Source organism: Paenibacillus sp. sgz302190, from assembly GCF_059820445.1.
In genome coordinates this window covers 1-19,269 of sequence record NZ_JBZYAO010000054.1, presented here as the reverse complement: position 1 = coordinate 19,269, position 19,269 = coordinate 1, and the positions used below count along the sequence as shown (strand labels likewise).

Sequence of the window (19,269 nt, the reverse complement as noted above, 5' to 3'; positions counted from 1 at the left end):
TGAATTTCATGTCAATTCCGTCAGGAGTAAATACAAGCATCATTTTGCGTCTTGAGCTTGATAAGAGCGCGGCATCGTTCGGCAGCATCGCTACAGCCATAAGCGATGCAGGCGGGGACATTATCGCCATCGACGTAGTCAGAACGGAGAGCAATATTACCATTCGCGACATCACGATCAACGTGTACGACAACAAGCATACCGAGCTTATCGCCGCGGCGATTCGCACACTGGCCGGAGTGAAGGTCGTGCACATATCCGATCAGACGTTTTTGCTGCATTTGGGCGGCAAGATCGAAACGAGCCCGAAATATCCGATCAAAAACCGGGACGATCTTTCCAGGGTGTATACGCCAGGCGTCGCCAAAGTTTGCATGGCGATTCACGAGAAGCCGTCGCTGGCCCATACGTTGACCATCAAGCGCAATACGGTCGCGGTCGTCTCGGATGGAACGGCGGTGCTCGGTCTCGGCAATATCGGACCGGAAGCGGCGATGCCGGTCATGGAGGGCAAGGCGATGCTGTTCAAGCAGCTGGCCGGAGTGGACGCTTTTCCCATTTGTCTGGACACACAGGATACGGATGAAATTGTAAGCATCGTGAAAGCGCTGTCCCCAACATTTGGCGGCATCAATCTGGAGGATATTTCGGCGCCCCGGTGCTTTGAGATCGAGCAGCGGCTTATCGAGGAGCTGGATATTCCGGTATTTCACGACGACCAGCATGGGACGGCAGTGGTGCTTTTGGCCGGACTGTTCAATGCCGTCAAAATCGTGAACAAGAAGCTGGAGGATTGCAAAGTCGTGCTGTGCGGCATCGGCGCGGCCGGGACGGCCTGCACCAAAATGCTGATGGCCGCGGGCGTGAAGAACATCATCGGCGTTGACCGGCCGGGAGCGATTACACAAGACGGCAGCTATGACAATCCGTTCTGGAAATGGTATGCGGAGCATACGAATCCGGAGCAAATTCGGGGATCGCTGTCCGAGGTTATCGCGGGAGCCGACATTTTCATCGGCGTATCCGGCCCGGGCGTGCTCAAAAAAGAGGACGTCGCCAAAATGGCCAAAGATCCGATCGTCTTCGCGATGGCCAATCCAGTTCCGGAAATTCTTCCCGAAGAGGCGGAGCCTTATGTGCGGGTGATGGCGACCGGGCGTTCGGATTACCCGAACCAGATCAACAATGTGCTGTGCTTTCCGGGCCTGTTCCGCGGACTGCTCGACTGCAGAGCTTCCCGGGTGACGGAAAACATGAAGCTCGCCGCAGCCAAAGCGATCGCTTCGGTTGTCCAGGAAGACGAATTGAACGAATACTATATCATTCCGAGCGTTTTCAACCATTCTGTTGCTGAGCAAGTTAGAGAAGCGGTCATTCAAGCGGCCTACGAGGATGGTGTTGCCAGAAGACGCCGGGAAAAAGTGCAAGCAAAATCTTGATCCAAGGAGGTACTTCCAATGAAACTTGGCAAAAATTTGACTGTGCAGGTGTTGGTCGCTATCGTTCTGGGGATTGCGGTTGGGCAAATTTTTCCGCAGCAGGCCGATAATTTGAAGATATTATCCGATATTTTCGTGAAAATGATCAAAATGGTGATCGCTCCGATCGTATTCTTTACGATTGTCATCGGCTTCTCGGGCATGGGCGATTTGAAAAAAATCGGCCGGATCGGCGGCAAAGCGATGCTTTATTTTGAAGTCATTACGACGTTTGCGATGGCGATCGGCATCGCGGTCATGTACGTTTTTCATCCCGGAGCGGGCATGAATACGAGCGCGGTGAAAGCCGGGGATGTGGCGAGCTATACGAAACAAGCGGCTGAGAGCAGCCACGGCTTCCTGGGCTTCATAACGGGCATCGTTCCCGATAACGTGATGGCGGCTTTTTCGAAAGGCGATATGCTGCCGGTTTTATTCTTTTCGGTCCTGTTCGGTTTGGCGATGGCCGGTCTTGGCGAGCGAGCGAAGCCGGTAACGGTCTTTTTGGAAAGAACGAATGAAATTTTCTTCCGCATTGTGGCGATCATCATGAAATTTTCACCGGTCGCGGCTTTCGGGGCCATGTCCTACACGATCGGCAAATTCGGCGTACACTCTTTGTTCTCGCTCGGCAAAATGATGGGTTCCGTGTACGTCACGATGGCGATTTTCATTTTTGTCGTACTGGGCACGATCTGCAAAATTTACGGCTTCAGCATTCTCAAGCTGCTCGCCTTTATTAAGGAAGAACTGCTGCTCGTTCTGGGCACTTCCTCCTCGGAATCCGCGCTGCCGCGGGTGATGGAGAAGCTGGAGCGTTTCGGCGCATCGAAGCCGGTCGTCGGCCTCGTCGTTCCTACGGGCTACTCGTTCAATCTGGACGGCACATCCATCTACTTGTCCATGGCGGGGCTGTTCATCGCCCAGGCGTACGGCGTGCATCTGGACTGGATACAAGTGCTGACCTTCCTCGGGGTGCTGATGCTGACTTCCAAAGGCGCCGCAGGCGTGACAGGCTCGGGCTTCGTTACTTTGGCGGCGACGCTCGCGGCTATTCCGAACAACGTCATTCCGGTCGAAGGCATGGCGCTGCTGATCGGGGTTGACCGGTTCATGTCGGAAGCGCGGGCGATTACGAACATCATCGGCAACAGCGTAGCGACAATCGTGATCGCGAAAAGCGAGAACCAGTTCGATCCGAACGGGCAGCCGCAGGAAGCGGCCGAGCCGGCAGCGACGCCGGAACCGGTCGTCGACACGTTCGAAATGCCGGGGAAACCGGCGTAAAGTCGGGGGAACCGGCGTAAAGTCGGGGAAACCCGTGTAAATGTCGGGGAAACCCGAGTAAATGCCGGGGAAACCCGTGTAAATGTCGGGGAAACCCGTACAATTCCCCGAAGGGGCTTTCCGAAGTCATGCGAGATGACTGGGGAGGGCCCTTTTTGGCGCGGAGCCGGCCCGGGGGTGGGCTTGGCGCGAGGGTGCGGGCATGGTGCGGGGGACGGCAAGGCATGGAGCAGGGTGCCATGGCAAGGTATGGCAGGGCATGGCATGACAAAGCATGGAGCTAGGCCAACGGCACCACGGCAAGACAAGGCACGGCATGCGGCCGAAACCCGCCTGCCAGAGCCGGTCGCATCATCTGCCTGGTTGCGTGAAAAAAACCTGCAAAAGTACAGTTTTTGCTCGATGGATACGCCGGCCACGACAAATTCCTGCAATTGTGCAGGCTTTTTGCCGCGAACATGGGTTCGGGTTCATTTTCATCGAAAATTCCTGCACAATTGCAGGCTTTTCGTCAAAATGAACCCTTTTTACAGAAAAAACCTGCGCATTTGCAGGTTTTCACGTGACAAGCTACTTTACAGGCAACTGCACCCACTCCGGTCCACTTTTTCTCACGTTTCCAAGAGTCTGGCCGACAAGTTTATTTACACGATAGAGGAATCGCCCCCTGTCTGATCGGTGTGCATACAAGATTGTATCGGGGGATATGCGGCATGGTATAATGCAGTAGAACATGGGGGAGTGATCGCCTTCGGGCTGCGCGAATTATTTGCCAAAATATGTTGATGAGTTCGAGCGGTCGCTAGTCGGGTGATCGTTTTGTTTTTTTGTTGGTAATAATCCCAGTATTCCCCCTTTTTCTTAATGGAACTGACGAATGATTTCATTCCGCCTTCATTTTTTTATACATCGCCGCCAAAACGCGAACTTTTTAAAAGCAAGTGCGGGAAAATGTTCGTTTTTTGAAATTGACATGACACGTTAGTTGGTAGTAAACTAGGTAAGCGGGAAACAAGTTCCCCACTAATTGAAGATGTCGAATCGACTCGTATAATGTCGGGGATAAGGCCTGAAAGTTTCTACCCAAAAACCGTGAATTTTTGGACTACGAGGATGCGAATGCCGGGAACCATAGATAGATGATGGTCTTTTTGCATTCGGTTCTTTTGCTGTCCAGCGTGTAGAATCGTGCATTCTAGCCCTGGGCATTTTTTAGTTTGCTGACAGCCTCTATTATTGAAGAAAGTAGGTTTATCATGACTGTACGTGTTGGTGTCATTATGGGAAGCCAGTCGGATTGGGAAACGATGAAGCACGCATGCGACATGTTGGAGGAGCTCGGAGTGCCTTATGAGAAAAAGGTCGTTTCCGCGCACCGGACGCCGGATCTTATGTTCGAATATGCGGCGTCGGCGGCAGGCCGCGGCATTCAAGTGATTATAGCCGGAGCGGGCGGGGCGGCTCATCTGCCAGGGATGGTAGCAGCCAAAACCGAGCTTCCGGTTATTGGCGTTCCGGTGAAAACGTCCACGCTGAACGGTCTGGACTCGCTGTTGTCCATCGTGCAAATGCCGGGGGGCATCCCCGTTGCTACGGTGGCGATCGGTCATGCCGGCGCGACGAATGCCGGACTGCTCGCCGCGCAAATACTGGGCGCATTCGATCCGCAGCTGCAGGCGAAAATCAAAGCCCGCCGCGAGCGCATCGCGCAGACCGTAATCGAAAGCAGTGACCTGTCATGACACGAGCAGACGGTAAAGTCATTAAACCGGGAGGCGCCATCGGCATTTTGGGCGGCGGCCAGCTCGGCCGCATGCTCGCTCTGGCCGGACGGAACATGGGCTATCGCTTTATTACGCTCGATCCGACGGAGGACGCGCCTTGCGGCCAAGTCGCCGACGAGCAGATTTTGGCCGGTTATGACGATGTGGAGGCGGCGAGAAGACTGGCCGCGCGGTCGGACGTCATTACGTACGAATTCGAGAACGTCGACGCGCACGTTACCGACATTTTGATGCAAGAAGCTTACGTCCCGCAGGGGAGCAAGCTTTTATATACGACGCAGCACAGGCTGCGCGAAAAAAAAGCGATCGAAGCGGCCGGCGTGCCGGTAGCGCCCTATGCGGAGATTACAAGCGCCGGGCAGCTTCGGGAAGCTGTGGAGCGCTTCGGTACGCCGTGCGTGCTCAAAACGGCGACCGGCGGCTACGACGGCAAAGGCCAGTGGGTGATTCGCTCTCTGGATGAGGTCGGGGAAGCCTACGAAACGCTGAGCCGGGCGAAGACGGAGCTTGTGCTCGAACAATTCATTCATTTTGACAAGGAATTGTCCGTTATTGCAGCGAGAAGCCCCCGCGGGGAAGTGAAAGCTTTTCCGGCGGCGGAAAATATACATGTGGACAATATTCTTCATTTGTCCATCGTGCCGGCGAGAATCGCCGCAGAAGTGCAGCGCGAAGCGGAAAAGCTGGCGATGCGCATCGCCGATGCGCTCGGCGTCGTCGGGCTGATCGCGGTAGAGCTGTTCCTGACCAAAGACGGTCAGCTCTATGTGAACGAGCTTGCGCCGCGCCCGCACAATTCCGGGCATTATACAATGGAGGCGTGCCGCACGTCGCAGTTCGAGCAGCATGTCCGCGCGATTTGCAATCTGCCGCTCGGTTCGACGGAGCTGATGACGCCTGTCGTCATGGTCAACGTGCTCGGCGAGCATGTGGAGCCGCTGCTGAGGCGGATTGACGAGCCCGGGTTTCTGGAGGACGGCGAGCTTGGCGTCAGCGCCAAAGTTCATCTGTACGGCAAGCATGAGGCGAAAGAGAAACGCAAGATGGGACACATCAATGTGCTGGCGAAAGACGTCCAAAACGCGCTGTCTTGGATAGAACGCATTGGCATTTGGGGAAAGTAAGTAAATGAGACAAACGGAGGAACGGCAATGATCGATCGTTACAGTCGCCCGGAAATGGCGCGCATTTGGACAGAGGAAAACAAATTCAAAGCATGGCTGGAAGTGGAAATTCTCTCCTGCGAAGCATGGTCGGAGCTGGGAGTGATTCCGAAGGAAGATGTCAAGGTGCTGCGCGAAAACGCGAGCTTCAACATCGACCGCATCTACGAAATCGAGCAGGAAACCCGCCACGACGTGATCGCCTTCACGAGAGCGGTGTCCGAAACGCTCGGACCTGAGCGCAAATGGGTGCATTACGGCCTGACTTCCACGGACGTTGTGGATACGGCGCTTGGTTACTTGCTGCGGCAGGCCAACGAGATTTTGGACAAGGATATCCAGAATTTCATCGGGATTTTGCGGGAAAAAGCGATCCAGTACAAGCATACAGCGATGATGGGCAGAACGCATGGCGTGCATGCGGAGCCGACGACTTTCGGCTTGAAAATGGCGCTCTGGCATGAGGAAATGAAGCGCAACCTGGAGCGTTTCCGCTTTGCTGCGGACGGCGTCCAGTACGGTAAAATCTCCGGCGCGGTCGGCACTTACGCCAATATCGATCCGTTCGTCGAGCAGTACGTGTGCGGCAACCTGGGCACGAAAGCCGCTCCGATCTCGACGCAAACGCTGCAGCGCGACCGCCACGCCGAATATATGGCGACGCTGGCTCTTGTCGCGACGTCGCTCGATAAATTCGCCACGGAAATCCGCGCTTTGCAAAAGAGCGAGTTCCGCGAGGTGGAAGAGCCTTTTGCCAAAGGTCAAAAGGGCTCCTCGGCAATGCCGCACAAGCGCAATCCGATCGGCTGCGAGAGCATTTCCGGGCTGTCCCGCGTCATCCGCGGACATATGGTTTCCGCTTACGAGAACGTGACGCTGTGGCATGAGCGCGACATTTCGCACTCTTCCGTAGAGCGGATCATTTTGCCGGATGCGACGACTTTGCTCAACTACATGCTGAACCGTCTGGGCAACATCATCAAAAACTTGACCGTGTTCCCTGAAAATATGAAGCGCAACATGCGCAGCACGTACGACGTGCCGTTCTCCGGCCGCGTGATGACGAAGCTGATCGACAAAGGCTTTAGCCGCGAGCAGGCTTACGATACGGTGCAGCCGCGAGCGATGCAGGCTTGGGAAGAGCAGCGCTCGTTCCGCGAAATCGTGGAGAACGCACAGGTTATTACCGAAGTGTTGAGCGCCGAAGAAATCGCCGATTGCTTTGATCCAAGCTGGCATTTGAAGCATGTCGACACGATTTTTGACCGGCTCGGTTTGAAATAACAAAGAAGGGACGTGTTGTTCTTGGCAAGCACAATTTTGGATTCGGCCGCCGGTCTCGTCCTAGCGCCTTTGGTGCACAAAGGCAAAGTTCGCGAGCTGTACGATTTGGGCGAACATTTCCTCATCGTGGTGACGGACCGGATCTCGGCGTTCGATTACATTTTGAAGCCGGGCGTGCCGGACAAAGGCTACGTGCTGAACTCGCTCAGCAAATATTGGTTCGGCATCACAAGCGGGTACATGAACAACCATATCGTGCACACGGACGTGGAGCAATTGCGCGATGTGATTCCCGATGCCGCGGCAAGAGAGCTGCTTAAGGAACGGATTATCGTGGCGAAAAAAGCGGAGCGCATCTCCGTAGAATGCGTCGTTCGCGGATACATTACAGGCAACGGCTGGAGACAGTACGAGAAAACAGGCGAAATCAACGGCCGGAAGCTGCCCGAGGGCTTGCGCAAAAATCAGCGTCTTGAGCATCCGATTTTCACGCCTGCGGCGAAAAACGACGTCGGTCACGACGAGGATATTTCGGTACAGCAAATGTGTGAGTTGATCGGCGAGGATCTGACCTACGAGCTTCAGGAGAAAAGCATTATGCTGTACACGCTGGCGCATGCGATATGCGAGCGCAAGGGCATTATTTTGGCGGATACGAAGTTCGAATTCGGTTTTTATGCGGGTGAACTGATTATTATTGATGAAATTTTCACGCCGGATTCGTCGCGCTACTGGGCGGAGGACAATTATGCCCTCGATATCGAGATCGATTCGATGGACAAAGAGCCGGTGCGCACGTATTTGGCGGGCTCGGGCTGGGACAAAAACAGCGAGCCGGACGAGCTTCCGGCCGAAGTTGTGGAAGAGACGTCCCGCAGATACAAAGAAATTCTTCGCCGTTTGGCGGATTAACGCATACGCAACAGACCCGATTATTTTCATGCTGCGGGTGGCCGATCAGGGCTAACAGAGGGCAGTCAATTCGAGGAGGAGAGAATAGGAAATGAAAGCAACCGTATATGTGACGATCAAACAGAACGTATTGGACGTTCAAGGAACGGCGGTTCAGGGAGCGCTGCATTCGATGGGTTTTGAAGAGGTGGGCAAAGTCCGCATCGGTAAATATTTGGAGCTGGAGCTGAACACGACGGACAAGGCCGAGGCTGAAGCGCGTGTGAAAGCGATGTGCGAGAAGCTGCTTGCGAACACGGTTATCGAGGACTACCGCTACGAGCTGGCGTAAAACGATGAAGGAGGAGAACGTCATGAAATTTGCGGTTCTTGTGTTTCCGGGATCGAACTGCGACATCGACTGCTACAAGGCGGTTGAAGATACGATCGGGCAGCCGGTCGATTATGTATGGCATACGGCGGACGATCTGTCGGGGTATGACTGCATCCTCGTGCCGGGCGGTTTCTCCTACGGGGACTACCTGCGCTGCGGCGCGATCGCGCAATTTACGAACGTGATGAAAGCCGTGGTGAAAGCTGCGGAAGAAGGCAAATACATTCTGGGCATTTGTAACGGTTTCCAGATTTTGACTGAATCAGGCTTGCTGCCGGGAGCTCTGCTGCGCAACAACGGCATGAAGTTCCGCTGCCATCAGGCGCTGCTGAAGGTGGAAAACAATGCGACTCCGTTCACGCGGGAATATGCCGAAGGCGAGCTGATCGATATTCCGATCGCGCACGGCGAAGGCAATTACTACTGTGACGAGGCGACGCTGAAAGAGCTGCAGGAGAACAAGCAGATCGTATTCCGTTACGAAGCGGGCAACAACCCGAACGGATCGATTGACGATATCGCCGGTATTTGCAACAAAGCCGGCAACGTAGTAGGTATGATGCCCCATCCGGAGCGAGCCATTCATGAGCTGCTCGGATCGGCGGACGGCAAGAGAATGTTCACATCGATTCTAAGCACCTGGAGGGAGAAACATGGCGCAGCAGCTATCCGCTAAGGAACCAACGGCCGAGCAAATCGCGGAGCAGAAAATATACAAGCAGATGGGCGTAACCGACGAGGAATACGCGCTGATCTGCGGCTTTCTCGGACGCAATCCGAATTATGTCGAGATCGGCGTATTCAGCGTCATGTGGTCGGAGCATTGTTCTTACAAAAACTCCAAGCCCGTGCTTCGCAAATTCCCGGTAACGGGACCGCGCGTCCTGATGGGACCCGGGGAAGGCGCAGGCATCGTAGACATCGGCGACAACCAGGCGGTCGTATTTAAAATCGAAAGCCACAACCACCCATCGGCGATCGAGCCTTATCAAGGCGCGGCGACGGGTGTGGGCGGGATTATCCGCGACATTTTCTCGATGGGCGCACGTCCGGTAGCGCTGATGAATTCATTGCGGTTCGGCAAATTGCAGAACGACCGCGTGAAATATTTGTTCGAGCACGTCGTCTCGGGGATTGCCGGATACGGCAACTGCATCGGCATTCCGACGGTCGGCGGCGAGGTTATGTTCGACGAGAGCTATGAGGGGAACCCGCTCGTCAATGCGATGTGCGTCGGTCTGATCGACCACGATAAAATTCAGCGCGGCGTCGCCAAAGGCGTCGGCAACCCGGTATTTTACGTCGGTCCGGCTACGGGCCGCGACGGCATTCACGGCGCGACGTTCGCGTCCGAGGAGCTGACGGCGGAGTCGGAAGCGAAGCGCCCGGCGGTACAAGTGGGCGATCCGTTCATGGAGAAGCTCGTGCTGGAAGCATGCCTCGAGCTGATCGATTCCGGCATCGTGCTCGGCATTCAGGACATGGGCGCGGCGGGGCTGACATGCTCCAGCGCCGAGATGGCCAGCAAAGCGGGCAACGGCATGGAGCTTTATCTGGACGAAGTGCCGCAGCGCGAAGAGGGCATGACGGCCTACGAAATGATGCTGTCCGAGTCGCAGGAGCGCATGCTGTTCGTCGTTGAGCCGCAGCATGAGGCTCAGGCGAAAGGCATTTTCGAGCGCTGGGGCTTGCACTGCGCGAAAGTCGGCAAGGTGACCGATGACGGTCGCCTGCGTCTGATCCACCACGGCGAGGTCGTGGGGGATATGCCTGTAGGGGCGCTCGTCGACGAGTGCCCGGTGTACAGTAAGCCGAGCAAGGTGCCGGCTTACTACGAGGCGAACGCATCCATCGACACGACCCGTTACCCGGAGGTAACGGAGCTCACGGATGCGCTGAAAGCTGTGCTCGCGTCTCCGACGGTGGCGAGCAAGGAATGGGTGTACAACCAGTATGACTATATGGTTCGTACGGATACGGCGGTGCGCCCGGGTTCGGACGCAGCGGTCGTGACGATTCGCGGCACCCGCAAGGGGCTGGCGATGACGACCGACTGCAACGGGCGCTACGTGTACCTCGATCCGGAAGTAGGCGGACGGATCGCCGTGAGCGAAGCGGCGCGCAACGTCGTCTGCTCCGGCGCGGAGCCGCTGGCGATTACGGACAACCTGAACTTCGGCAGTCCGGATAAGCCCGAGATTTTCTGGCAGCTGGAGAAAGCGACCGACGGCATGGCGGAAGCTTGCCGCGAGCTGAATGCTCCGGTCATCGGCGGCAACGTGTCGCTGTACAACGAGAACGCGAAGGGCGCAATTTACCCGACTCCGGTTATCGGAATGGTCGGTCTTGTGCACGACATCGACCACATCACGACGCAAAGCTTCAAAAATGAAGGCGACATCATCATCCTGCTCGGCGAGACGAAAGCGGAACTCGGCGGCAGCGAATTCCAATATGTCATTCACTGCGTAACCGAAGGCCGTCCTCCGGAGCTGGATCTGGCTGTGGAGAAACGCCTGCAGGAAACCGTATTGAAAGCAATCCAGGAAGGCTTCGTCGCTTCTGCGCACGACCTGTCCGAAGGCGGTCTTGCCGCAGCGCTCGCCGAGAGCTGCATCAGCGGCCGCATCGGCGCGAACGTGACGTTCAAGACCGAGCTTCGTCCGGACTTCGCGCTGTTCAGCGAGAGCCAGTCGCGCATTGTGCTGACGGCATCCCCGGACAAGGCCGATGCCTTGAAACACTGGATCGCTTCTCAAGGCGTGCCTTATCAGGAAATCGGAACAGTAACGGGAACAGAACTGAGCATAGCCGTCAACGACGGCCAGCAAATCCAGTCTCCGGTCAGCGAGCTGGAAAAGGTCTGGAAGGATGCGATCCCATGTCTAATGCAGTGAGTTTCGAAGCCCGAAACCCCGAGCTTTCTGTGGCGGAGACTCAAACCGGGGCCCTGAAGCTTCCTGCTGCCCCTATCGTCCAATTGGGCGAGCGGCAGCACGAGCTTTGGACAGGTGCGTATTTCAACGAAGGTACAGGCGGCCATGGGGGACTGCTCGACAAACTGAATGAAGAGTGCGGTGTGTTCGGGGTGTACGGTCACCCTGACGCCGCTTCGCTGTGCTATTACGGGCTTCACGCCCTGCAGCACCGCGGGCAGGAAAGCGCGGGAATCTGCACGGTTGACAAGGAACAGTTCAATTATTACCGGGGCATGGGACTGGCAAAAGAAGTATTTACGGGCGAGACGCTGTCCCCTCTGACCGGCTCGACGGCGATTGCGCATGTGCGCTATTCGACCGCAGGCGAGAGCAAGCTGGCGAATGCACAGCCGCTCGTGTTCAAGTACCGCGAGGGTGATTTGGCGATTGCCACGAACGGCAATTTGGACAACGCCAACATCATCAAGCGGGAGCTGGAGCGTCAAGGCTCGATTTTTCAAACGACGAGCGATACGGAAGTCATGGCGCATCTAATTGCCCGCTCGAAGCACGATAACATCGTGGACGCGGTCAAAGACGCCTTGGCGCAAGTCATCGGCGGCTTCGCGTTCCTGATCGTGACCAAGGACAAGCTGATTGCCGCGCTCGATCCGAACGGCCTGCGTCCGTTCATGATCGGCCGGCTCGGCGACGCGTACTTGTTCGCGTCGGAGACGTGCGCGTTCGACGCTGTCGGCGCGACGTATTTCCGCGACGTGCAGCCAGGCGAGCTGATCGTGCTCGACCGCGACGGCTTCCACGAGGAGCGCTTCGCGGAAGGCGGCAAGCGCGCGATCTGCGCGATGGAGTACATTTACTTCGCGCGGCCGGACAGCGACATCGATACGGTCAACATCCACTCCGCGCGCAAGCGGATGGGCAAACGACTGGCGATGGAATCGTTCGTCGACGCCGATGTCGTGACAGGCGTGCCGGATTCGAGCATTTCCGCGGCGATCGGTTTTGCCGAGCAGACGGGCATTCCTTACGAGCTCGGACTGATCAAAAACCGCTATACCGGCCGGACGTTCATCCAGCCGAGCCAGGAGCTGCGCGAGCAGGGCGTCAAAATGAAGCTGAGCGCCGTCCGCAAAGTTGTGGAAGGCAAGCGCGTCGTCATGATCGACGATTCGATCGTGCGCGGCACGACTTCCTTGCGGATCGTTAATCTGCTGCGCGAGGCGGGCGCGACTGAAGTGCATGTGCGGATCAGTTCGCCGCCTTTTATGAACCCTTGCTATTACGGCATTGATACGCCATCGCGCAAGGAGCTGATTGCGGCCATGAATTCCATTGAGGAGATTCGCAAAGCGATCAATGCGGATTCGCTGCATTTCCTCACGCAAGAGGGGCTGCTCGATTCGATCGGCCAAGGCTCGGCGGGTAAAGAAAGCGGCTATTGCATGGCGTGCTTCAACAACAATTATCCGACGGAAATCGTCGATACGACCAAAGTGGGCTGCGCTTGCGACTAATTGTCCGACTTGGCGGCTTAAAGTTTCGGCGGGACGGCCGGGCAGCGGGAGAGCTGTTCGGACGGGCGTCCGGCCTCCCGATTTATAAATCAAAGGAGTGGAAACGAAGTGTCGGATGCTTATAAAAAAGCTGGAGTCGATATCGCGGCGGGAAACGAAGCCGTAGAACGGATGAAAAAGCATGTCAAACGGACGTTCCGGCCTGAAGTGATGACCGACCTCGGCGGCTTCGGCGGGCTGTTCAGCCTGAACAAGGACAAATACGAAGAGCCTGTGCTCGTATCCGGTACGGACGGAGTGGGCACGAAGCTGAAAATCGCTTTTGCGATGGATAAGCATGATACGATCGGGATCGACGCGGTGGCTATGTGTGTGAACGATATCGTCGTTCAAGGCGCCGAGCCCTTATTTTTCCTCGATTATCTCGCTTGCGACAAAGTCGTGCCGGAGAAAATCGAAGCGATTGTCAAAGGGATCGCCGACGGCTGCGCGCAGTCCGGCTGTTCGCTGATCGGCGGAGAAACGGCGGAAATGCCCGGCATGTATGCCTCGGGGGAGTATGACATTGCCGGCTTTACCGTAGGAATCGTCGACAAGAAAAAAATCATCGACGGCTCCACCATCCGTCCCGGAGACGTAGTTCTGGGCCTAGCTTCAAGCGGCGTGCACAGCAACGGGTTTTCTCTTGTGCGCAAGCTTTTGCTGGAGGACAAAGGGTACTCGCTCCAAGATCATGTGGAAGAGCTTGGCGATAAGCTCGGCAGCGTGCTTCTTGAGCCTACCAAGCTGTATGTGAAGCCGGTGCTGGCGATGCTGGAGCAAGTGGGCATCAAGGGCATGGCGCACATTACAGGGGGCGGCTTCATCGAAAATATTCCGCGCGTTCTGCCGGAAGGCGTGAATGTACAGATCGAATACGGCTCCTGGCCGATTCTGCCGATTTTCCAGCTTATGCAGCGCGAGGGCGGCATCAGCAACAACGACATGTTCCGCACGTTCAACATGGGCATCGGCATGGTCGTTATCGTGAGCGCGGACGATGCGGAGAAGGCCATTCAGGCCGCTGAATCGCAGGGCGAGAAGGCTTACCGTCTCGGCGTCGTAACCGAAGGAAGCCGCGTCGTGACGTTCCAAGGAGCTGAAGTGTAATGCAGCCATACCGTATTGCGGTATTCGCTTCCGGCAGCGGTTCGAATTTTGCGGCAATCGTAGATCAGGTGCAAAAGGGGAAGCTTGATGTCAGCATCGAGCTTCTTGTCTGTGACCGCCCGCAGGCGTTTGTCGTAGAGCGCGCCAAGGAAGCGAAGGTGCCTGTGCTTGCATTCCGTCCCAAAGAATACGACAGCCGCGAGGCGTACGAGACTATGATTTTGCAGGAGCTTCAGGCGCGGCAGGTGGATTTGATCGTGCTTGCGGGCTACATGCGCATCCTGACGAATGTGCTGGTCATTCCTTATTACGGCCGAATGATCAACATTCATCCTTCGCTGCTGCCATCGTTCCCGGGCGTGAACGCGATTCAGCAGGCCGTCGATTACGGGGTGAAACAGACGGGCGTGACCGTGCATTTTGTGGACGGAGGGCTGGATTCCGGCCCGATCATCGCCCAGCGCAGCGTGGAAATTCACGAGCACGAGACGGCGGAGTCTTTGACGGAGCGGATTCATGCAGCCGAGCATGTGCTGCTGCCGCAGGTGATCCGCTGGCTTCGCGAGGGCCGGGTGGCCATCGACGGGCGCAAAGTGACGGTGCGGAAGTAGCGGACTGCCTGGCGGTTGTGGCGGCGGTAGCGGCGGGGAGCCGAACGGAGAGAAACGGAATTTTTCAAATCAACAAATACTGGGAGGAAGCAAAGTGGCTATCAAAAGAGCACTGATCAGCGTGTCGGACAAAACCGGAATCGTGGAATTTGCCGGCGAGCTGGCGAAGCTGGGCGTTGAAATTATTTCCACAGGCGGTACGCAAAGCTTGTTGAAGGACAAAGGGGTGCCGGTTATCGGCATTTCGGAAGTTACAGGGTTCCCGGAAATTATGGACGGCCGCGTGAAAACGCTGCATCCGGCCGTACACAGCGGCCTGCTCGCCGTTCGCGACAACGAAGAGCATCGGGAGAGCATGAAGCAGCTCGGACTGGATTACATCGATTTGGTTGTCGTGAATCTGTATCCTTTTGCGCAGACGATTGCGAAGCCTGACGTGACTTACGAGGATGCGATCGAAAATATCGATATCGGCGGACCTACGATGCTCCGCTCGGCAGCCAAAAACCATGCGTTCGTAACGGTTGTCGTGGACGCGGCCGATTACGCGGGTGTGCTGGAGGAAGTGCGCGCCGGCGGCGATACGACGCTGGATACCCGCAAACGTCTGGCGGCAAAGGTGTTCCGCCACACCGGCTCTTACGATGCCCTTATCTCCGATTACTTGTCCAAACAGGTAGGAGAGCCTTATCCGGAGCGTTACACCGTTACTTATGAAAAAGTACAGGAGCTCCGTTACGGAGAAAACCCTCACCAGAAGGCGGCTTTTTACCGTAAGCCCAATGCGGCTGCGGGCAATATTACGACGGCGGAGCAATTGCACGGCAAAGAGCTGTCGTACAACAATATCAACGACGCCAACAGCGCCCTGCTGATCGTCAAAGAGTTCAGCGAGCCTGCGGTGGTGGCCGTCAAGCATATGAACCCTTGCGGCGTAGGGATCGGAGCGAACGTGCTCGAAGCTTACCAAAAAGCGTACGCAGCGGACCCGACGTCGATCTTCGGCGGCATCGTAGCGGCGAACCGCACGATTGACGAAGCGACTGCCCTGCTGCTGCACGAAATTTTCCTGGAAATCGTCATTGCTCCGGATTTTGCGCCGGAAGCGCTGGACATTCTTTCCAAAAAGAAAAACATCCGCTTGCTGAAAGTAAGCGGTTTGGATAAAGCAGGCGCGCGTGTGCCTGAGCCTGTCATTACAACGGTAGAAGGCGGCATGCTGGTGCAGGATATCGATGCTTACCAGTTGACCGAGGCCGATCTGACCGTCGTTACGGACCGCAAGCCGACCGAAGCCGAGCTGAAGCAGCTCTTGTTCGGCTGGAAAGTCGTCAAGCACGTGAAGTCCAACGCGATCGTGCTTGCCGCGGACGACATGACCGTCGGCGTCGGCGCCGGACAAATGAACCGCGTAGGCTCGGCGAAAATCGCCATCGAGCAGGCGGGCGACAAAGCCAAGGGCGCCGTCATGGCGTCGGACGCGTTTTTCCCGAAAGGCGACACGCTGGAATTGGCGGCCAAAGCGGGCATTACCGCCGTCATTCATCCCGGCGGCTCGATCAATGACGCGGAATCGATCCGCGTCGCCAATGAGAACGGAATCGCCATGGTAACGACCGGCGTGCGTCATTTTAAACACTAATTCCCGCAGGAATGCTTGCGGTTTGGCCCACCGGGGGCAGACCGCGAGCATTCGCGGTTTTTTCGAGAGGGGTACGAACGATGCGTATTTTGGTTATCGGCCGGGGCGGCCGCGAACACGCGATTGTCTGGGCTTTGAGCAAAAGCCCGAAAGTGAGTAAACTGTTCTGCGCGCCGGGCAACGGCGGGATTGCCGCATTGGCCGAATGCGTGCCGATTACGGAGCTGCAGTTCGAGGAGATCAGCGCATTCGCCAAGGCGCAGCAAATCGACCTCGTGATGGTCGCGCCTGACGATCCGCTTGCGGCGGGGCTCGTCGACCATCTGGAAGAGAAAGGCATCGCGGCGTTCGGGCCGCGGGCCAACGCTGCGATTATCGAAGGCAGCAAGGTGTTCACGAAGGACTTGCTTAAGAAGTACAATATCCCGACCGCGGCTTACGAGTCGTTCGACGCTTTCGAGCCTGCGCTCGCCTACCTGCGCACGCAATCGGCGCCTATCGTGATCAAGGCCGACGGCCTCGCGGCAGGCAAAGGCGTGACGGTAGCCCGCACGATGGAGGAGGCGGAAGCTGCGCTACGCGACATCATGGTCGATCAGGTGTTCGGCGCATCCGGCGCCAGCGTGGTGATCGAGGAGTTTTTGACCGGCCAGGAGATGTCGCTGCTTGCTTTTGTGGATGGCTCGGTCGTTCGCCCGATGGTGCCTTCGCAGGACCATAAGCCAGTGTTCGATAATGACCAGGGCCCGAATACAGGGGGCATGGGCACGTATTCGCCGCTGCCGCACATTCCGCAGGAGATCGTGCAGGAGGCTATCGACAACATCGTGCAGCCGACGGCGGATGCGATGGTGAAGGAAGGCAGGCCGTTCAAAGGCGTGCTGTACGCGGGCTTGATCCTTACGCCGCAGGGCGTGAAGACGATCGAGTTCAACGCGCGCTTCGGCGATCCGGAGACGCAGGTCATTTTGCCGCGGCTGAAAACGGATTTGCTCGATATTTTCCTGGCGATCAACAACGGAACGTTGGCCGAGCAGCCGATCGAGTGGAGCGATGAAGCGGCCGTATGCGTGATCGTGGCATCGGAAGGATACCCTGCCGCGTATCCGAAAGGGCTGCCGATCAGCGGCCTCGATCAAGTGCAGGACTCTATCGTTTTCCACGCGGGCACGGCTTTGAAAGACGGACAAGTCGTCACGAACGGCGGACGCGTGCTGGGCATTACGGGCCTCGGCAAAGATATCGCGGAAGCCCGCCAAAAAGCATACGCAGACGCGGACCGCATCCATTTCGACGGCAAGCATTACCGGACGGACATCGCCATGAAGGCGCTGAACGCACTGAAATCATAAGTATAGCGTCAAACAGTCTTTTGCCCATTGCGGCAAAGGGCTGTTTTTTTTCATGCCGAGGAACCAATTTGGATTAGGCGAATATTCTGTTGTAAAAATGTTCGTGCAAAGGAGTTATTCGGGATGTATTATGCATACAGAGCGCCGGCTTATACACCGTATCAAGGTTATCTGGAATATTTTACGCGCAACGAAGAAATGGTTCTTAAGCTGATTCGCGAAGCCGTTGCGGGAGAACGAAACGACGAGCTTTTTTATGATACGCTCATCCGCATGGCTCCGACGCAGCAAGAAAAAGCGGTTATTGCCGGCATCCGGGACGATGAAAGAAAGCATAGACGGATGTTCAGAAGCATCTATATGCAGCTCACAGGAACGGTTCCTCCGGGGGGAGAAGAAACGGAGCCGGCCGAACACGTGACCAATTATGTTGAAGGGCTTGAAAAGGCGCTGCTTGGGGAATTGAAAGCTTTTGAAAAGTATCGCACGATTTACTTGAACATTCGCTCGGAATTTCGCGATGCGATATTTGAAATTATGACCGATGAGATCAAGCATGCCGGCTATTATAACTGGTTGTATGCGAAAAACAAATCACGAGCCGGGGCGATCAAGGGGGACTGATTTTGAAATACCACATCAGGATGACGATGATCATAACGGACAGCAAATACGTCAGCAGCGGTCTTGTATGGTGCAAGCGCAGCATGGGGAACATCACGATGTCGAACAGGACGGAATACCAGTAGTTCCAGCCATGCTCATACCAAATTTCGCCAAGAATTTGCAAGATCCATTCGGCGGCCGCATAGATGGCGATCCATTTGGCGATGTAGATGACTTGTTGGATCGGCCCGGCGGGATAGTTCGACAAGTAAATGAGAGCGCTTAGCGGCATCGTGACGGCTGCGTACACGGTCACGGTCCACAACTCACTTAACTGGAAATCGGGGTGAAAAGCCCAGAGCGTACAGTTCGTGGTTAAATATTCATACAGCAGTCCGCCCGCCAAAATATATAGCATTGTCGAATGGTACTGCTTCCACTGCTTGTAGTCGCCGTAGCGCCAGGCGCCCAAAACAGTGAGTAGGGCTATTGCAAAATGCATGCTCAAGTTCCCACCTAAATTGAAAGTTAGCAAAAAAGAAGCCGATCTTGAAGGCGCCGCTTCGAAGGGGCTTGGCGGTCCCGGCAGCCGGTGGACTGGAAGTTTGGCAGCTGGTTGCCTGGCATTCTGGAAACGCCTGGGGGTCCGGTAGCCTGGCAGCACACAACCATGCAAAATTCTCTCGCACCGCGCGCAGCTCCCAGCGCGCGGTGTTGCGCTGCATGACGGCGGTCGGTCGACCACATGCAGGCTGTTGGCCGGTTTGCCAGCAAAGCCTGCAAAAATGCAGGAATTCCGCTTATGATGGGACTGTGCCCCAATCTTAAGCGGTAAAACCTGCCTAAAACCCCCCCCACGACAGAGCGGTCACACAATCTGCCTGGTCGCGCGCGAAAAAAACTGCAAAAGTACATCTTTTGCTCGACGGATACGCTGTCCACGACAAATTCCTGCAAAAGTGCAGGCTTTTCGCCGAGGACATGGGCTTAGATTCATTTTCACAGAAAATTCCTGCACAATCGCAGGCTTTTCGCGAAAATGAGCCATCTTTACGGAAAAAACCTGCACTTTTCAGGCTGTTGAGAAACCCCTGTTTGTTTACGAAAGCATAACGAATCATTTGGGAAAAAAAGTATTTCAGGGAGGGGAAATGAGGGTTTGAATGAGGTCTGTA

At 56.0% G+C, this 19,269-nt stretch carries 17 protein-coding genes and 1 riboswitch; of the genes, 15 read left to right on the top strand and 2 right to left on the bottom strand.

Annotation, left to right across the window (positions count from 1 at the left end):
- Window positions 1-8 precede the first annotated feature (8 nt).
- From AC6RNO_RS33985 to AC6RNO_RS33915, 15 genes are all read left to right on the top strand, one after another.
- Window positions 9-1,439 carry a malic enzyme-like NAD(P)-binding protein gene (locus AC6RNO_RS33985; RefSeq protein ID WP_497108150.1) on the top strand — a complete coding sequence of 477 codons (1,431 nt, stop codon included), beginning with the start codon at window positions 9-11 and terminating at the stop codon, window positions 1,437-1,439.
- Window positions 1,440-1,457: 18 nt separating this feature from the next.
- Window positions 1,458-2,765, top strand: coding sequence for a dicarboxylate/amino acid:cation symporter (locus tag AC6RNO_RS33980; RefSeq protein WP_474684617.1), 1,308 nt, complete (start codon window positions 1,458-1,460; stop codon window positions 2,763-2,765).
- A 1,026-nt stretch (window positions 2,766-3,791) separates the two neighbouring features.
- Window positions 3,792-3,893: riboswitch (purine riboswitch) on the top strand.
- A 128-nt stretch (window positions 3,894-4,021) separates the two neighbouring features.
- Window positions 4,022-4,507 carry a 5-(carboxyamino)imidazole ribonucleotide mutase gene (gene purE, locus AC6RNO_RS33975; RefSeq protein ID WP_474684615.1) on the top strand — a complete coding sequence of 162 codons (486 nt, stop codon included), beginning with the start codon at window positions 4,022-4,024 and terminating at the stop codon, window positions 4,505-4,507.
- Window positions 4,504-5,673, top strand: coding sequence for a 5-(carboxyamino)imidazole ribonucleotide synthase (gene purK, locus AC6RNO_RS33970; RefSeq protein WP_497108149.1), 1,170 nt, complete (start codon window positions 4,504-4,506; stop codon window positions 5,671-5,673). Before purE ends, purK begins: the two co-directional genes overlap by 4 nt.
- 27 nt (window positions 5,674-5,700) lie before the next feature.
- Entirely contained in the window at window positions 5,701-6,996 is a 1,296-nt protein-coding gene (purB, locus tag AC6RNO_RS33965) for an adenylosuccinate lyase (protein ID WP_497108148.1), read from the top strand.
- Window positions 6,997-7,017: 21 nt separating this feature from the next.
- Window positions 7,018-7,908 carry a phosphoribosylaminoimidazolesuccinocarboxamide synthase gene (locus AC6RNO_RS33960; protein WP_474684612.1) on the top strand — a complete coding sequence of 297 codons (891 nt, stop codon included), beginning with the start codon at window positions 7,018-7,020 and terminating at the stop codon, window positions 7,906-7,908.
- A 91-nt stretch (window positions 7,909-7,999) separates the two neighbouring features.
- Entirely contained in the window at window positions 8,000-8,239 is a 240-nt protein-coding gene (gene purS / locus AC6RNO_RS33955) for a phosphoribosylformylglycinamidine synthase subunit PurS (protein ID WP_188177107.1), read from the top strand.
- A gap of 22 nt (window positions 8,240-8,261) precedes the next feature.
- The gene (purQ, locus tag AC6RNO_RS33950) at window positions 8,262-8,957 is read left to right on the top strand and encodes a phosphoribosylformylglycinamidine synthase subunit PurQ (protein ID WP_497108147.1); all 696 of its coding nucleotides are present in this window, start codon (window positions 8,262-8,264) and stop codon (window positions 8,955-8,957) included.
- Complete coding sequence (gene purL / locus AC6RNO_RS33945) at window positions 8,935-11,178, top strand: phosphoribosylformylglycinamidine synthase subunit PurL (RefSeq protein WP_497108146.1); 2,244 nt, start codon at window positions 8,935-8,937, stop codon at window positions 11,176-11,178. Before purQ ends, purL begins: the two co-directional genes overlap by 23 nt.
- Window positions 11,163-12,734 (top strand): amidophosphoribosyltransferase, encoded by a 1,572-nt coding sequence (gene purF, locus AC6RNO_RS33940; protein ID WP_488437965.1) that lies wholly within the window; start codon window positions 11,163-11,165, stop codon window positions 12,732-12,734. Before purL ends, purF begins: the two co-directional genes overlap by 16 nt.
- Before the next feature lie 108 nt (window positions 12,735-12,842).
- Window positions 12,843-13,883 (top strand): phosphoribosylformylglycinamidine cyclo-ligase, encoded by a 1,041-nt coding sequence (purM, locus tag AC6RNO_RS33935; protein WP_497108145.1) that lies wholly within the window; start codon window positions 12,843-12,845, stop codon window positions 13,881-13,883.
- Complete coding sequence (purN, locus tag AC6RNO_RS33930; protein ID WP_497108144.1) at window positions 13,883-14,494, top strand: phosphoribosylglycinamide formyltransferase; 612 nt, start codon at window positions 13,883-13,885, stop codon at window positions 14,492-14,494. The genes purM and purN overlap by 1 nt, the downstream gene beginning before the upstream one ends.
- 94 nt (window positions 14,495-14,588) lie before the next feature.
- Window positions 14,589-16,136, top strand: coding sequence for a bifunctional phosphoribosylaminoimidazolecarboxamide formyltransferase/IMP cyclohydrolase (gene purH, locus AC6RNO_RS33925; protein WP_474684606.1), 1,548 nt, complete (start codon window positions 14,589-14,591; stop codon window positions 16,134-16,136).
- Between the two features lie 80 nt (window positions 16,137-16,216).
- Window positions 16,217-17,488, top strand: coding sequence for a phosphoribosylamine--glycine ligase (gene purD / locus AC6RNO_RS33920; RefSeq protein WP_474684605.1), 1,272 nt, complete (start codon window positions 16,217-16,219; stop codon window positions 17,486-17,488).
- 123 nt (window positions 17,489-17,611) lie between these two features.
- Window positions 17,612-18,112, top strand: coding sequence for a ferritin family protein (locus tag AC6RNO_RS33915; RefSeq protein ID WP_497108143.1), 501 nt, complete (start codon window positions 17,612-17,614; stop codon window positions 18,110-18,112).
- Here AC6RNO_RS33915 and AC6RNO_RS33910 read toward each other — a convergent pair.
- Both AC6RNO_RS33910 and AC6RNO_RS33905 read right to left on the bottom strand, forming a co-directional pair.
- Window positions 18,099-18,596 carry a CBO0543 family protein gene (locus tag AC6RNO_RS33910; protein WP_497108142.1) on the bottom strand — a complete coding sequence of 166 codons (498 nt, stop codon included), beginning with the start codon at window positions 18,594-18,596 and terminating at the stop codon, window positions 18,099-18,101. The two genes, AC6RNO_RS33915 and AC6RNO_RS33910, sit on opposite strands and share 14 nt — an antisense overlap.
- Before the next feature lie 340 nt (window positions 18,597-18,936).
- On the bottom strand, window positions 18,937-19,269 hold a 333-nt coding region (locus tag AC6RNO_RS33905), incomplete at its 5' end, for a hypothetical protein (protein ID WP_497108141.1).

Coding starts and splice junctions, on each gene's coding strand:
- AC6RNO_RS33985 (WP_497108150.1), top strand. CDS start 9: ATGTCAATTCCGTCAGGAGTAAATACAAGCATCATTTTGCGTCTTGAG.
- AC6RNO_RS33980 (WP_474684617.1), top strand. CDS start 1,458: ATGAAACTTGGCAAAAATTTGACTGTGCAGGTGTTGGTCGCTATCGTT.
- purE (WP_474684615.1), top strand. CDS start 4,022: ATGACTGTACGTGTTGGTGTCATTATGGGAAGCCAGTCGGATTGGGAA.
- purK (WP_497108149.1), top strand. CDS start 4,504: ATGACACGAGCAGACGGTAAAGTCATTAAACCGGGAGGCGCCATCGGC.
- purB (WP_497108148.1), top strand. CDS start 5,701: ATGATCGATCGTTACAGTCGCCCGGAAATGGCGCGCATTTGGACAGAG.
- purS (WP_188177107.1), top strand. CDS start 8,000: ATGAAAGCAACCGTATATGTGACGATCAAACAGAACGTATTGGACGTT.
- purQ (WP_497108147.1), top strand. CDS start 8,262: ATGAAATTTGCGGTTCTTGTGTTTCCGGGATCGAACTGCGACATCGAC.
- purL (WP_497108146.1), top strand. CDS start 8,935: ATGGCGCAGCAGCTATCCGCTAAGGAACCAACGGCCGAGCAAATCGCG.
- purF (WP_488437965.1), top strand. CDS start 11,163: ATGTCTAATGCAGTGAGTTTCGAAGCCCGAAACCCCGAGCTTTCTGTG.
- purN (WP_497108144.1), top strand. CDS start 13,883: ATGCAGCCATACCGTATTGCGGTATTCGCTTCCGGCAGCGGTTCGAAT.
- purD (WP_474684605.1), top strand. CDS start 16,217: ATGCGTATTTTGGTTATCGGCCGGGGCGGCCGCGAACACGCGATTGTC.
- AC6RNO_RS33915 (WP_497108143.1), top strand. CDS start 17,612: ATGTATTATGCATACAGAGCGCCGGCTTATACACCGTATCAAGGTTAT.
- AC6RNO_RS33910 (WP_497108142.1), bottom strand. CDS start 18,596: ATGCATTTTGCAATAGCCCTACTCACTGTTTTGGGCGCCTGGCGCTAC.